Here is a 13,546-nt window from a genome sequence, read left to right as displayed (position 1 = left end):
CGCTTCCTGCCCCATGCGGGGGCGGAAGGCGGTCCCCGGCCCGACCCGCTCCCCCTCCCCGAGGTGCCCATGTCCCTGATCGCCCGCCCCCACCCCGGCCGGAAGCAACTGATCGTGGCCATCGACACGCCCGACCCGGCAAAGGCCGCCGGTCTGGCGCGGCACCTCGCGCCCGAGGTCGGCCTGCTGAAGCTCGGGCTGGAATTCTTCGTGGCCGCCGGACCTGGCGCGGTGCGCGACGTGGCGGGGGAGATGCCGGTCTTCCTGGACCTCAAGCTGCACGACATCCCCAACACCGTGGCCGGCGCGGTCCGTTCCGCCTGCGCGGTGCGGCCGGCCATGCTGACCATCCACGCGGCGGGCGGGGCGACCATGATCGCGGCGGCGCGGCGGGCGGCCGAGGAAGCCGGCGGCGCGGCACGTCCGGCCATCCTGGCGGTGACGGTGCTGACCAGCCTGAGCGCCGCCATGCTGGCCGAAACCGGCGTGTCCGGCGGCACGTCGCAGCAGGTGCTGCGCCTGTCGCGGCTGGCGCTGGAGGCCGGGGCGGACGGGCTGGTCTGCTCGCCGCACGAGGCCGCGCTGATCCGCAAGGCCTTCGGCGACCGGCCGATGCTGGTGGTGCCGGGCGTGCGCCCCGCCGGTGCGGAGCCGGGCGACCAGTCGCGCGTCGCCACGCCTGCCGACACGATCCGGGCCGGCGCGGACTGGATCGTGCTGGGCCGCCCGATCACCAATGCCGCGGACCCCGTGGCGGCGGCGCGGGCGGTGGTGGCCGAGCTCGCCCCGCTGGGCGACGCGCCCTGAGGTCCGGCCGGTGACGCTGGTCAAGGTCTGCGGCATCAACGATCCGGCCGCCATGGTGGCGGTGCGCGAGGCGCGGACGGAGATGCTGGGCTTCGTCTTCTTTCCCCCCTCGCCCCGCGCGGTCTCGCCGGAACGGGCCGCCGGGCTCTCCGCCCTGGCGCCTGCCGCCGCGGAAGGCGGGCCGCTGCGGGTGGGGCTTTTCGTCGATCCCTCCGAGGAGGCGGTGGCGGCGGTGCTCGCCGCCGTGCCGCTGGACATGCTGCAGCTGCATGGGGCGGAAACTCCGGAACGCTGCGCCGCGCTGCGCGCCCGCTTCGGCCTGCCGGTGATGAAGGTGCTGGGGATCGCCGTGCCGGAGGATTTCGACGCCCTGGCCGCTTATGCCCCGGTGGTGGACCGCTTCCTGCTCGACGCCAAGCCGCCGGCCGGTGCCGCCCTGCCCGGCGGCAACGCCGTGTCCTTCGACTGGGGGCTCCTGGCCGGGCGAAGCATCCCGCGCCCCTGGCTTCTGGCCGGCGGCCTCACCCCGGCCAATGTCGCGGCGGCGGTGCGGCAGTCCGGCGCCCCGGGGGTGGATGCTTCCTCGGGCATGGAGAGCGCGCGCGGGGTCAAGGACCCGGCGCTGATCGCCGCCTTCGTGCGGGCGGCGCGCGAGGCCGACCGGGCAGGCTGACCGGGCAAGCTGGCTGGGCTGGGCGGTCTGCCTGGCCGCACTCCGGTCGCACTCCCGGGGTCAGCCACGAAGCGCGGCACAGCGCCATGGAGCGGTCAGTAGCCCCGGCCGCGTTCCACCTCGCCCAGCATCGGCTCCCCGTTCCGGTGGCGCCGGATATTGGCGATCAGGGCATCGGCCCCCGCCTCGTGGCTGGTCGTGCTGGCGACATGCGGGGTCATCCAGATGCGCGGATGCGTCCAGAAGGGGTGATCGGGCGGTGGCGGTTCCGGGTCGCAGACATCCAGGATCGCCGCCGAGACCTGCCCTGAATCCAGCGCCGCCAGCAGATCCCCGGCTACCAGATGCGGGCCGCGCCCCACATTCACCAGTCCGGCGCCGCGCGGCAGGGCGGCGAGGTTGTGCCGGCCCAGCAGGCCGCGCGTTTCCGCCGTCAGCGGCAGCAGGCAGACGAGGATATCGGCACCCGCCAGGAAGGCGGGCAGTTCCTCCCGCCCCGCATGGCAGGCGATGCCGGGCAGGTCGTGCCGGCCGCGGCTCCAGCCCGAGAGCGGGAAGCCGAAGCCGCGCAGCCGTTCCAGCACCGCCCGCCCCAGCACGCCCAGGCCGAGCACGCCGACGCGCCGCTGCGTCGCCGGCACCGGCTTCTCCGGTTGCCACAGGGCCTGCCGCTGGCGTTCGAGGTAGAGCGGCAGGCCGCGATGCAGGGCGAGTACAGAGAGGGTGACGTATTCCACCATCCCCGCCTCCAGCCCCGGCTCGATCATGCGAACCACGCGCAGGCCCGGCGGCAGGGTGCGCAGGTCGAACTGGTCCACCCCTGCCCCTACCGAGAACAGCACCTCCAGCGCGGGGAACCGCGTGGCGAGGTCCTCCGGCGGCTGCCAGGCGGCGAGGTAGCGCGCGGTGGCCGGGTCGCCCGTGTCCGGCCAGATGTGGAAGGGCAGGTCCGGCAGCATCGTGGCGAAGCGCGCGGCCCAGGCGGCGCCGCGCACCGGCTCCGACTTGTAGACGAGGCTCATGCGGCCCTCCTCAGCCCAGCGCCTGACTGACCAGGGCGAAGCTGCGCACCGACCCCTCCGGGCGCGGCGGCGCGCCGCGCGCCATGCCCGTGGCGGGCCCGGCATCCTCCAGCCCCAGGCTACGCAGCCAGCCGGGCAGGCCGGTTTCCGCCGGTATGTCCAGCCGCATGAACTGCCCCGGACGCGAGGACAGCCCGTGCGCGATCAGCGCCCGCGCGCCGCCTTCGTCCGGCGCCACCACCGGGCCGATCACCTGCCCATGGCCGAAGCGCCGCAGCAGCGCGAAGCCTACCGCCTCGCCGTCCCGGTCCAGCACCAGGCCTTCCGAAATGGGCAGCAGCGCCTCCATCAGCGCGTGGCGCGGCATGCCGGTGGCGCGTTCGTCCAGCGCCGCCAGGATGGCCCCGTCGCCAGGGGTCAGGGGACGCAGCCGGTGCCCGGGCGGTGGCATCCCCGGCGCCGGGGAAAAGGACGCGCCCTGGAGTTGCCGGACCTCCCGCCCCGGCACGAAGCCCAGGGAGCGGTAGAGCGGCATCCCGTCGCTCGTCGCGTTCAGCAGCACCGTGCGGCTGCCCAGTCCGTCCAGCACGGCCATGGTCAGCGCCCGGCCGATGCCGCGGCCCCGTGCCGCCTCGGACACGATCACCAGTCCCAGCGTGGCGAAGCCGGGCCCGTAGCGCCAGCCGAGCGCCGTGCCGGCGAGCCGACCGTCCTGTTCCACCGCCACTCCCTCGCCGAGGCCGAGGACGAAGCGCCAGTCCTCCTCCCGGTGCGGCCAGCCCTGGGCAGCGGAAAGGGCCCGCGCTGCCGGCAGGTCGGCCAGGGTCAGAGGGCGTGGGACGGGGCGCGCGGTCGTGCCGCCGGACGGACGGGTTTCCTGCCGGGTGGCCATGGCGTCGCTCCTCGGATCTCACCGCCCGCGCCCTGGAGGGAGGCCTCCCGGGCAAGGGCACAGGAGGACAGCCATAGAGGCCGGGCGGCGGCAAGGGCATCCGCTTTCGTGCCGCCATGGGATGTTTCCGCCGCCTCCCAGGGCGGCCAGGGGCACGGCCGGTGGCAGCCTGCCCACGGCGGCGCGGGCGATCTGCCGGAAAAAGCGCCAGGCCGGACTGCATCGCCCCTTGTCTTCCGGCCTGGGGGGATGCACGCGGCCCCGGCTTCGCGGATAGGATCGCCCCGTCCCGGCCGGTGCCGGATTCGGATGGAAAGGCAGCGCCCCATGCCCCGCCTGCGCCCCAGCTTCATCACCTTCGACTGCTACGGCACGCTGACGAACTTCCGGATGGGAGAGGTGGCGCGCGCGCACTTCGCCGGCCGCGTGCCGGAGGCGGAGATGGACGCTTTCGTGGGCAGCTTCAGCGCCTACCGCCTCGACGAGGTGCTGGGTGACTGGAAGCCCTATGCCGAGGTCCTGGAGAACGCCATCCGCCGCGCCTGCCGCAAGCACGGCATCGCCAGCCAGGAGGGCGACGGCGATGTCTTCTACCGCGCCGTACCGGGCTGGGGGCCGCATCCGGACGTGCCGGAGCCGCTGAAGCGCGTGGCGAAGGAATTCCCGCTCGTCATCCTTTCCAACGCCTCGGACGAGCAGATCCACAGCAACGTGGCGAAGCTGGAGGCGCCCTTCCACGCCGTCTTCACCGCCGAGCAGGCGCAATCCTACAAGCCGCGCATGAAGGGCTTCGAGTACATGCTCGACCGGCTCGGCGCCCGGCCGGAGGAGGTGCTGCATGTCTCGTCGAGCTTCCGCTACGACCTGATGACGGCGCACGACCTCGGCATCACCATGAAGGCCTGGGTCAACCGGGGGCACGAGCCGCGCGGCAACGCCTTCTACGGCTACCACGAGATCCCCGATATCGGTGGCCTGCCGGGCCTGCTCGGTCTCTGAGCCAGCGGGCGACGCCCTTCCCTGCGGCACTCCCACCCCTCCCCTTTTCCAGGACAGCCGCCAGACCATGTCGCCGCCCGTCGATCGCGTCGAGAGTGACCCCAGCCTTCCCGCCGAGGCGGATGTCGTGGTGATCGGGGCCGGCATCGCCGGCGTCGCGGCCAGCTATTTCCTGGCCAGGGCGGGCAAGCGCGTCGCCCTGCTGGAGAAGGGCGTGGTGGCCGGCGAGCAGTCCAGCCGAAACTGGGGCTGGTGTCGCGTGCAGAACCGGGACGAGCGCGAGATCCCGATCATGCAGCGGAGCATGGAGCTCTGGGACAGCCTGCCGCGCGAGACTGGCCTGTCCATGGGATTCCGCCGCACCGGCCTGATCTTCGTGACGCGCAACCAGGCGGACCTCGCCGCCTGGGAAAGCTGGGTCGCCATGGCGCGGCGCTATCAGGCACACAGCCACATGCTCTCGGCCGAGGAGGCCCGGGCCGCGACGCCCGCCAGCGCGGGCGGCTGGATCGGCGGCGTCTCCTCGCCCCGCGACGGCATGGCCGACCCGGCCATGGCCGCGCCTGCCCTGGCGGAAGCAGCGCGGCGCCTGGGCGCCACGCTCCACCAGCGCTGTGCCGTGCGCGGCCTGGACATCACCGCCGGGCGGGTGAGCGGCGTCGTCACCGAACGGGGCCGCATCCGGGCCCCTGCTGTGCTTTGCGCCGCCGGTGCCTGGTCCTCGATGTTCCTGCGCCGCCATGGCATCGACCTGCCGCAGTCGAGCATCCGCTCCACCGTCTTCACCACGGAACCGGGGCCGGAGGTGACGCCGGGCGGGCTCTACACCTCCGACATCACCATCGGTCGCCGGGCGGATGGCAGCTACCTCATCGCCGCCGGCAATCGCGGCCAGATCGAGATCACGCCACAGGGCCTCCGCTATGCCCGCAAGTTCTGGCCGACGCTGGTGGCCCGCCGCCACATGGTGAAGATCGGTGTCGGCGCCTCCTTCTTCCGCGGCCCCGAGGCGCTGGCGAAGCGCTGGTCCTTCGACCGGCCCACGGTGTTCGAGGAGGAGGACATGCGCGTGCTCGACCCGGCGCCCAACACCGCCATCGTTCCCGCAGCCCTCGAACAGCTCGGCCGAACCTTCCCGGCCCTGGCCGGGTCGCGCATGGCACGGGTCTGGAGCGGCTGGATCGATTCCACGCCCGATGCGGTGCCGGTGATCTCGGCGGTGGAGCGGATGCCCGGCCTGTTCCTGTCCACCGGCTACAGCGGTCATGGCTTCGGCATCGGGCCCGGCGCAGGGCAGCTCGCGGCGGATCTCATCCTCGGCGGCACGCCGGCCGTGGATCCGGCGCCCTTCCGCCTCAGCCGGCTGGTGGACGGTTCGCCCATCCGCAAGCCCGGGATGATGTGACGCAGCGCCCGCACGGCGCTTCCGGCGCTGCGCTGCCCCCCCCCCCGGGGGAAAGGCTCCGCCTTTCGCCCCGGACCCCCTATCCGTCAGGACCCTGCGGGCCCTGAACCCGGTTCGTTGGCGCCCCTTGCCGGCCGGATCACGCCGAAGAGCCATGCTCTCCGGCGGACTGCCGGTGCCGCCAGCGCGGACAAGGTGTCGTTCTTCTTTTCAGGAGGCCCACCTTTCCACCCGCTCCCCGGGAACGGACTGCAGACAGACGGTCACTGCAGTCGCCAACGAAAGCCCGGGCGCCGGGGCGAGAGGCAGGGCCTCTCTCCCGGGGGCAACCGGGAGCGCGACGTGAAAGGTCAGCCGCGCGCGGCGGTGACCACCACCTCGATCAGCGTGTTCGGCCCGAGATCGGCGACGCCGATGGTGGCACGGGTCGGCAGGTCCTCCGCGCCGAACCATTCGGTCCAGGCGGCGTTCATCTCGTCCTTCAGCGCCATGTCGGTGATGTAGAGCGTGGCGGCCAGGACCTTGCCCTTGTCGCTACCGTTCTCCTCCAGCAGCGTGCCGATCTTGGCCAGGATCTGCTCGGTCTGGCCCTTCATGGGCAGGGAACGGTCATCGGCGACGATGCCGCCGAAATACAGTACGCCGTTATGCTCCACCACGCGGTGCATGATGGGGGTGCGGGCATGGCGTCGGATCATGGAATGACTTTCGGTTGGTGACAGGAATCCCGGGCGGCGCATCCGGCCGCCCGGTCAGCGGGAAATGTCCTGGTGTCTGCCGCCGCCGGGGTCCGGCGCGGCAGGCGCTCAGGCCACCTCCTCCGGCGGCAGGGCGGCAAGCTCGCCCACCGTCATCGGCTTGAAGGGCGCGCGGGGGCGCAGCGTCCCGGCATCCTCGATGGAGATGCCGCGCTCCTCCGCGATCAGCGCGGCCACGGTGGTGCCGCACATCCGCCCCTGGCAGGGCCCCATGCCGGCGCGGAGATAGGCCTTGGCCTGATTCGGCCCGGTGGCGCCCAGGCGGGCGGCGAGGCGGACCTGGCCGGCGGTGATCTCCTCGCAGCGGCAGACGATCGTGTCGTCGTCGCGCGGCGCCAGCACCTCCGGCGCCGGGGCATAGAGCGCATCGAGGAAGGGGCGCAGGGACAGCGCGGCGCTGAGGGCGGCGCGATACGGCACGGCGCGCCGGTCGCGCTCCGGTCCGGAGATCCGGCCCAGCCGCTGTGCCGCATCCAGCGCCGCGAGCCGTCCGGTCGCCAGCGCCGCCTCCCAGCCGCCGATGCCGCCGCCATCGCCCGCGATGGCGATGCGCTCGTGACTGGTGGCACCCCAGGCATCGAGCACCGGGCGCCAGCAGAGCTGCGCCGCGTCCCAGCGATGCGCCAGCCCGATGGCACGGGAGATATGCGTGGAGGGGATCACCCCCTCATGCAGCAGCAGCGTGTCGCAGGGCAGGCTGCCGCCATCCCAGCGCACGCGCTCGACCCGCCCTTCGCCCTCCGCGCGGAGGCCGCGGACATGGCGCACCAGCTTGAGCCCGAGGCGCTTCGCCTCCCGCACCAAAGCGAGGCCCTTGAGCAGCAGCCCGCGGCCGTTCCACAGCCCGCCGGGATGCCGCAGCCCCGCCCCGGCCGCGCCGCCGCGCGCGGTCTCCAGCAGGGTCACCGGCCCGGCCCCGGCGCGCAGGATCTGCACCGCCAGCAGCCAGGTGAGCGGCCCCTGCCCGGCCAGCACAACCGGCCCCTGCGGCACCGCGCCCGCGGTCTTGAGCAGGATCTGCGCCGCGCCCATGCCCATCACGCCCGGCAGCGTCCAGCCGGGGACCGGCACCGGCCTTTCCTGCGCCCCGGTCGCCAGCAGCACACGCCGCGCCTCGATCTCCGAGGAGGCGCCGCCATGCAGCACCGAAAGCAGCCCGGCCTGCTTGTCGAGATGCCAGAGCGTGGTGGAGGGGCGGTAGTCGATGCGACCTCCGCCCTCCTGGGCCGCACGGAACTCGCGCGCCAGCGCAGCGCCCTGGGTGGCGAACTCGCCCTGGAGCGCCGGGTCGCCGGCGGCGGCCTCCACGGCGCGGAAGACCTGCCCGCCCGGCGCCGGCTGCTCGTCCAGCACGGTGACGGACAGGCCCAGCGACGCCGCCTCGATGGCGGCCCCCATGCCGGCCGGGCCGGCGCCCACGATGGCCAGATCGACCATGGAACCGGAGGCCATCACGCATCCTCCCCCGCCATCTCCGGCCGCGCCCGGCGCGCACCCTGCTGCGGCACGATCCGCATGCCCGGCGTCACCGTCACCATGCAGGACTGCCGGTTGGCCACGCCGTCGATCTCGGCGAGGCAGTCGAAGCAGACGCCCATCATGCAATAGGGCAGGCGCGGCGAGCCCTTCACCGGCGTGCTGCGGATGGCGGGGATGCCGGCCAGCAGCACGGCGGCGGCGGCGGACGCACCTTCCGGCACGCGCAGGCTCCGCCCATCCACGAAGACTTCCACCTGCGCCGTGCCGGGCGCGCGGGCCTCAGGCCGCTGTACGAACATCGTCGAAACGCCTTGCGCTGAAGGGGGCCATCTCCGGCGGGAGTTCGCCGGCGGCGATCATGGGGGCCAGCCGGTTGGCATGCGCCCCGGCCAGGGTGACGCCGGAATGGCAGTTGGCGGTGAAGGCACCGGGGAAGCGGGCGGACTGCTCGTAGATCGGCAGACCATCCGGCGACATGATGCGCAGCGCCGACCAGGCGCGCACGATGTTCAGCTCGGCGATCCAGGGGAAGGACAGCACCGCGCGCCGTGCCATGCCGCGCATGATGCCGGGCGTCTGGGTGAGGCTGTCGTAGCCCGCCTCCTCCTTGCTGTCGCCCATCATCACCGAGCCCTCGTCGGTCTGGCGCACCGTGGTGGTGGGCATGGGCAGCAGCATGCGGGTGCGCTCCGTCACCAGCACCTCGCCCCGCTGCGGCCGCACCGGGGCGGACAGGCCGAAGCGCGGCGCCAGCTCCAGGTTGCCCAGCCCGGCGGCGAGCACGAGGCGCGGCGCGCGATGCGTTCCGCCCCCGGCCGTCACCGAGAAATCGCCCGGCGCGGCGGTGCTGTCCTCCACCTTCGCATTCGGCTGGTACACGCCACCGGCCTCGCGGAAGGCGGCGTGCAACCCGCGCAGGAGATAGAGCGGGCTGGCATGGCCGTCATAGGGCGTCCAGCTCGCGCCCACGACCGCCTTGCCGATGCCCGGCATCATCTCCTTCACCTCGGCATGGCGCAGCATGCGGTATTCCAGGCCGAGATTCCCGGCCTCCCGCTGCAGCCGCGCCATGTAGTTGGCACGGGCTTCGAACTCTTCCTCGGAGAGGCAGATATGCAGCCCGCCCGGCTGGTGCAGCGCCGTGTCGAGCCCGGTGCGCTCCGCCAGTTCCTGGGCCAGCGCCGGCCATTCCTCGGCCGAGCCGCGCGTCCATCGCTGGTAGTGCGGCGCGCCGAGACCCTTGGACTGGACCCAGACCAGGCCGAAATTGCCGCGGCTGGCGCGGTGGGCGACATCGCCCTCGTCCAGCAGCAGCGTGGAGAGTCCCTGCTTCACCAGCCCATAGGCGATGGCGGTGCCCACCAGCCCGCCGCCCACCACGATCGCGTCGTGGGTGCTCATCGGTTGTCGTCCTTGCTGCGGCGGGGATGCTTCGTGGTCAGGCCCCGAGGGAGGCGCTGCCTCCCCCGGTCCCCCTCCGCCGGGGAGACGGTGTCTCCCCGGACCCCGCCAGGAGTTGGCGCCGCCTGGAGCGCCGGGGCCGGATGCATTTCCGGCGCTTCGGCGGACAAGCGGGACTCATGGAAGAAACAAAGCGGGCTCGGCAAGCGGGGCACCGGCGCGATCGGTGTCGGCGAGGGCCAACTCACCGGGTCCAGGGCGCACAGCGTCCTGGCGGATAGGGGGTCCGGGGGAAAGGCAGAGCCTTGCCCCCGGGACAGCACGGCGCCGGCAGTCGCGGCCCACATCACCGACGCTCCCCGGTGAGCAAGCGGTCGATCGGGTAGAACCGGTCCAGTACCACCAGCACCAGCGCGGTCAGCCCGATCAGCGCGGCGGAAACGGCGGCCACGAGCGGGTCCGTCATCTGGTCGATATAGGTGAAGAGACGCACCGGCAGCGGGGTGGAGGAGGGCGAGGCGAGGAAGAGGCTCACCGTCAGCTCGTCGAAGCTGGTGATGAAGGCCAGGATCCAGCCCCCCGCCACGCCGGGCAGGATGAGCGGCAGGGTGATGCGGCGGAAGACGGTGAGGCGCCCGGCACCCAGGCTCTCCGCAGCGCGTTCGACGCGCGGGTCGAGCCCGGCGAGGCCGGCACTCACCAGCCGCACCATGTAGGGCGTCACCACGATCAGATGCGCCGCCACCAGCCCCGCGAAGGAGCCCGCGAGGCCGAGGCCGGAGAAGAAGCGCAGCAACGCCACGCCCAGCACGACATGCGGGATCATCAGCGGCGAGACCAGGAAGGCCGCGATGGCGTCGCGGCCGGGGAAGCGCCCGCGCGCGATGGCCAGTGCCGCCGGCACGGCGATCAGCGCGGACAGCGTGGCCGAGACGAGACCGAGCCGCAGGCTGACCCAGAAGCTCTCCAGGAACTGCGGGTTGTCGGCGATGGCCCGGTACCAGCGCAGCGAGGCGCCGTCGAAGGGCATCGCCATGAAGCCCTTGCCGGTGAAGGAGACCAGGACCACGACGACCAGCGGCGCCAGGATGAAGGCGATGAAGAGCCCGTGGAAGGCCAGGGACAGCGGACCGTTGCGGTTCATGCCCCGACCCCCAGCCGGCGCAGCGCGCGCCGTTCCACCAGCCGCGTCCAGAGCAGCGTGCAGAGCAGGATGGCGAGGAGCAGCAGCACGGCGATCGCGGCGCCCAGCGGCCAGTTCAGCGTGTTGAGGAACTCGTTGTAGGCCATGCTGGCCACGACGCGCAGCCGCTTGCCGCCCAGCATGGCGGGCGTGGCGAAGGCGGAGGCCGAGAGGCAGAAGACCATCAGCGCGCCGCCCAGCACGCCCGGCATGATGTTGGGCAGGATGACGCGGCGGAAGGTGGTGAGGCGCCCGGCGCCCAGGCTTTCCGCCGCCCGTGCGAGCGCGGGATCGAGCCGCCCCAGGCTGGCCCAGACGGACAGCACCACCAGCGGCACCATGACATGGACGAGGCCGATGACGATGGCGAGCTCGGTGAACATCAGGCGGAAGGGCGCGCCGGGGATACCGATGGCCACCAGCGCGTCGTTGATCAGCCCGTTGGTGCCGAGCAGCACCATCCAGCCGAAGGTGCGCACCACGACGGAGACCAGCAGCGGCCCGACCACGACGAGCAGCATCAGCCCACGCCAGCGCGGCGCCATGCGGTGGACGATCCAGGCCTCCGGCACGCCGATCAGCAGGCAGATGGCGGTGGTGATGACGGAGAGGCGGAAGGTGCGCTCCAGCACCTCGCGGAACAGCGAATCCGTGGCGAGGTCGGCGTAGTTGGCCAGGTTCCAGCGCGGCAGGATGCCCTTGTCGAAGTCGAAGCCCTGGAGGCTGAGCACCGCCACCCCGATCAGCGGCAGCAGCAGCACCAGCGCATAGACGAGGCCCGAGGGCAGCGTCAGCAGCAGCGGCGCGGACAGGCGCCGCCTCATGCCGCCCCCCTTGATGCGGAGAGGCGGCGCAGACTGTGCGCGTCCCAGTCCAGGGAAACGGGGGAGCCTTCCTCGACCGGCGCGGCGCCGGTGTTCTGCGCCGTCACCATGACCGCGCCCACCGCCGTATCGACACGGTAGAGCCAGGAGCCGCCGAGGAAGACGCGCGAATGCACCTCCCCGCGCAGCCCGGGCTCGGTGGCGTGACGCAGCCGCAGCCGCTCCGGCCGGATGGTCAGCAGGATGTCGCCGGGGGCGGCGGCGAGTTCCGGCGGCAGGGCGAAGCGGTGCCCGCCGGCCTCGGCCTCGCCCTGTCCGGTGGCACGGGCCGGCAGGCGGTTGCTGCGACCGAGGAAGTCGGCGACGAACTCGCCCGCCGGCTCCTCATAGGCGCGCCAGGGTTCGTCGATCTGCATCAGCCGCCCGCCCTGCATCACCGCCACGCGGTCGCAGAGCGCCATGGCCTCGTGCTGGTCGTGCGTCACCATGACGGTGGTGACGCCGACGCGGCGTTGCAGCTCGCGCAGTTCCACCTGCATCTCCTCGCGCAGCTTGGCGTCGAGGTTGGAGAGCGGCTCGTCCAGCAGCAGCAGGCGCGGCTCGATCACCAGGGCGCGGGCCAGGGCCACGCGCTGCTGCTGCCCGCCCGACATGTTGCGGGGGAAGCGGTCGGCCAGATGCGCGAGGTGGACGAGGTCCAGCGTCTCGCGCACCCGCTTCGCGCGCTCCGCCTTCGGCACCTTCCGCATCTCCAGGCCGAAGGCGACGTTCTCCGCCGCCGTCATGTGCGGGAAGAGCGCGTAGGACTGGAAGACGATGCCCATGCCGCGCTTCGCGGCGGGCACGGCGGCGAGGTCGCGGCCTTCCAGCATGATGCGCCCGGAGGTCGGCGCCTCGAAGCCCGCGATCATCTGCAACGTGGTGGTCTTGCCGCAGCCGGAGGGGCCGAGCAGGCCCAGGAACTCCCCCCGGGCCACGCGGATGGTCACGTCATGCACCGCCGTGACGGGGCCGTACTGCTTGGCGACCCCGTCCAGTTCCAGGAAGGCGGGCCCCATGCTCAGCGCTCGACCTCGCGCTGCCAGCGGCGCGTCCACTCGGTGCGGTTCTTGTTGATCACGTCCCAGTCCATGGTGACGAGTTGCTTCACCTGGTCCTCGCCATAGATGACGCGCTTCGCGACATCCTCGGGCAGCTTGACCTCCTTGCTGGTGGGACCGGAGCCGTAATAGGTGGAGAAGGCCACCTGCACGGCGGGCGAGAGCAGGTGGGCGACGAATTTCTGCGCCAGTTCCGGCTTCGGCGCGCCCTCCACGGCGCAGGTCGCGGTCATCAGCACCACCGCACCTTCCTTGGGCCGCACGATCTCCAGCGGGAAGCCGGATTCCTTCATCGCCGCGACGCGGGAGGAGCCCCAGACGGAGAGCCAGATCTCGCCGGACTGGAACATCTCGCTCATCTTGCCCGGGCTGCTCTCATAGGCGAGCACGTTCGGGTTGATCTTCTCGCGCATCACCTTGAAGCCGGGGGCGATGTCGTTCTCGCCGCCACCATTGGCGCGGGCCATCATCACCAGCGTGTGGAGGCCATAGGTGTTGTCGATGCCGGGGATGGAGAGGCGCTGCTTGTATTCCGGCTTCGCCAGATCCATCCAGGAGGCGGGGACCGGCAGGTTGCGCTGCCTGAACAGGTCGGCGTTGTAGGCGATGCCGGTATAGCCGAAGCCGGTGCCCACGGCCTTGCCATCGCCCATCACCGCGATGGGATAGACGCTGCCGAGCGCCTTCTGGTCGGTGATCTTCTGGCAGAAGCCGAGCGAGACGGCCTGGGCCATCGGCCCGTCATCCAGCAGGACGACGCCGATCTCCTGCCGCCCGCGCTGGGCCTGCAGCCGCGCCAGGCTGTCCGAGGAATTGCCGGCGAGGTAGTCGACCTTGACGTTGTTCGCCTTCTCGAATTCCGGGATCACGCTTTCCCGCATGATCTTCTCGTAGGAGCCGCCATAGGCCGCCACCACCAGCCGGTCCTGCGCCGAGGCTGTGCCCGCCGCGCCGAATGCCACGCCCATCAGGGCCGTCGCCGCCAGAAGCAGTCTGCGCATCA

At 72.4% G+C, this 13,546-nt stretch carries 14 protein-coding genes; 4 read left to right on the top strand and 10 right to left on the bottom strand.

Annotation, left to right across the window (positions count from 1 at the left end; translation table 11 throughout):
- Window positions 1-69 precede the first annotated feature (69 nt).
- Both pyrF and RGI145_RS00355 read left to right on the top strand, forming a co-directional pair.
- The gene (gene pyrF / locus RGI145_RS00360; RefSeq protein WP_075796777.1) at window positions 70-807 is read left to right on the top strand and encodes an orotidine-5'-phosphate decarboxylase; all 738 of its coding nucleotides are present in this window, start codon (window positions 70-72) and stop codon (window positions 805-807) included.
- A 10-nt stretch (window positions 808-817) separates the two neighbouring features.
- Window positions 818-1,480 (top strand): phosphoribosylanthranilate isomerase, encoded by a 663-nt coding sequence (locus RGI145_RS00355; RefSeq protein ID WP_075799700.1) that lies wholly within the window; start codon window positions 818-820, stop codon window positions 1,478-1,480.
- 95 nt (window positions 1,481-1,575) lie between these two features.
- Here the strand turns inward: RGI145_RS00355 and RGI145_RS00350 are convergent, their stop codons facing one another.
- Both RGI145_RS00350 and RGI145_RS00345 read right to left on the bottom strand, forming a co-directional pair.
- Window positions 1,576-2,502 (bottom strand): 2-hydroxyacid dehydrogenase, encoded by a 927-nt coding sequence (locus tag RGI145_RS00350; RefSeq protein ID WP_075796776.1) that lies wholly within the window; start codon window positions 2,500-2,502, stop codon window positions 1,576-1,578.
- Between the two features lie 10 nt (window positions 2,503-2,512).
- Complete coding sequence (locus RGI145_RS00345) at window positions 2,513-3,394, bottom strand: GNAT family N-acetyltransferase (RefSeq protein ID WP_075796775.1); 882 nt, start codon at window positions 3,392-3,394, stop codon at window positions 2,513-2,515.
- 327 nt (window positions 3,395-3,721) lie between these two features.
- Between RGI145_RS00345 and RGI145_RS00340 the strand changes: the two genes are divergently transcribed.
- Together RGI145_RS00340 and RGI145_RS00335 are read left to right on the top strand one after the other, a co-directional pair.
- The gene (locus tag RGI145_RS00340) at window positions 3,722-4,393 is read left to right on the top strand and encodes a haloacid dehalogenase type II (RefSeq protein WP_075796774.1); all 672 of its coding nucleotides are present in this window, start codon (window positions 3,722-3,724) and stop codon (window positions 4,391-4,393) included.
- Window positions 4,394-4,460: 67 nt separating this feature from the next.
- The gene (locus RGI145_RS00335) at window positions 4,461-5,798 is read left to right on the top strand and encodes an NAD(P)/FAD-dependent oxidoreductase (RefSeq protein WP_075796773.1); all 1,338 of its coding nucleotides are present in this window, start codon (window positions 4,461-4,463) and stop codon (window positions 5,796-5,798) included.
- A 350-nt stretch (window positions 5,799-6,148) separates the two neighbouring features.
- Here the strand turns inward: RGI145_RS00335 and RGI145_RS00330 are convergent, their stop codons facing one another.
- The 8 genes from RGI145_RS00330 to RGI145_RS00295 form a co-directional block, all read right to left on the bottom strand.
- Window positions 6,149-6,496: a RidA family protein gene (locus tag RGI145_RS00330; RefSeq protein WP_075796772.1), complete on the bottom strand. Its 348-nt coding sequence runs from the start codon at window positions 6,494-6,496 to the stop codon at window positions 6,149-6,151.
- A 108-nt stretch (window positions 6,497-6,604) separates the two neighbouring features.
- Window positions 6,605-8,008 (bottom strand): FAD/NAD(P)-dependent oxidoreductase, encoded by a 1,404-nt coding sequence (locus RGI145_RS00325; protein WP_075796771.1) that lies wholly within the window; start codon window positions 8,006-8,008, stop codon window positions 6,605-6,607.
- Window positions 8,008-8,334, bottom strand: a complete 327-nt coding sequence (locus RGI145_RS00320; protein ID WP_075796770.1) for a (2Fe-2S)-binding protein — start codon at window positions 8,332-8,334, stop codon at window positions 8,008-8,010. The genes RGI145_RS00325 and RGI145_RS00320 overlap by 1 nt, the downstream gene beginning before the upstream one ends.
- Window positions 8,315-9,436, bottom strand: coding sequence for an NAD(P)/FAD-dependent oxidoreductase (locus tag RGI145_RS00315; protein WP_075796769.1), 1,122 nt, complete (start codon window positions 9,434-9,436; stop codon window positions 8,315-8,317). The genes RGI145_RS00320 and RGI145_RS00315 overlap by 20 nt, the downstream gene beginning before the upstream one ends.
- A gap of 346 nt (window positions 9,437-9,782) precedes the next feature.
- The gene (locus RGI145_RS00310) at window positions 9,783-10,580 is read right to left on the bottom strand and encodes an ABC transporter permease (RefSeq protein WP_075796768.1); all 798 of its coding nucleotides are present in this window, start codon (window positions 10,578-10,580) and stop codon (window positions 9,783-9,785) included.
- Window positions 10,577-11,443, bottom strand: a complete 867-nt coding sequence (locus RGI145_RS00305) for an ABC transporter permease (protein WP_075796767.1) — start codon at window positions 11,441-11,443, stop codon at window positions 10,577-10,579. Before RGI145_RS00305 ends, RGI145_RS00310 begins: the two co-directional genes overlap by 4 nt.
- Window positions 11,440-12,501: an ABC transporter ATP-binding protein gene (locus RGI145_RS00300; protein ID WP_075796766.1), complete on the bottom strand. Its 1,062-nt coding sequence runs from the start codon at window positions 12,499-12,501 to the stop codon at window positions 11,440-11,442. Before RGI145_RS00300 ends, RGI145_RS00305 begins: the two co-directional genes overlap by 4 nt.
- 2 nt (window positions 12,502-12,503) lie before the next feature.
- Window positions 12,504-13,544 carry an ABC transporter substrate-binding protein gene (locus RGI145_RS00295; RefSeq protein ID WP_075799699.1) on the bottom strand — a complete coding sequence of 347 codons (1,041 nt, stop codon included), beginning with the start codon at window positions 13,542-13,544 and terminating at the stop codon, window positions 12,504-12,506.
- Window positions 13,545-13,546 lie beyond the last annotated feature (2 nt).

This window comes from Roseomonas gilardii (genome assembly GCF_001941945.1).
GTDB lineage: Bacteria > Pseudomonadota > Alphaproteobacteria > Acetobacterales > Acetobacteraceae > Roseomonas.
The sequence above is the reverse complement of the archived record's forward strand: the minus strand, read 5'-3'. Positions and strand labels throughout refer to the sequence as shown.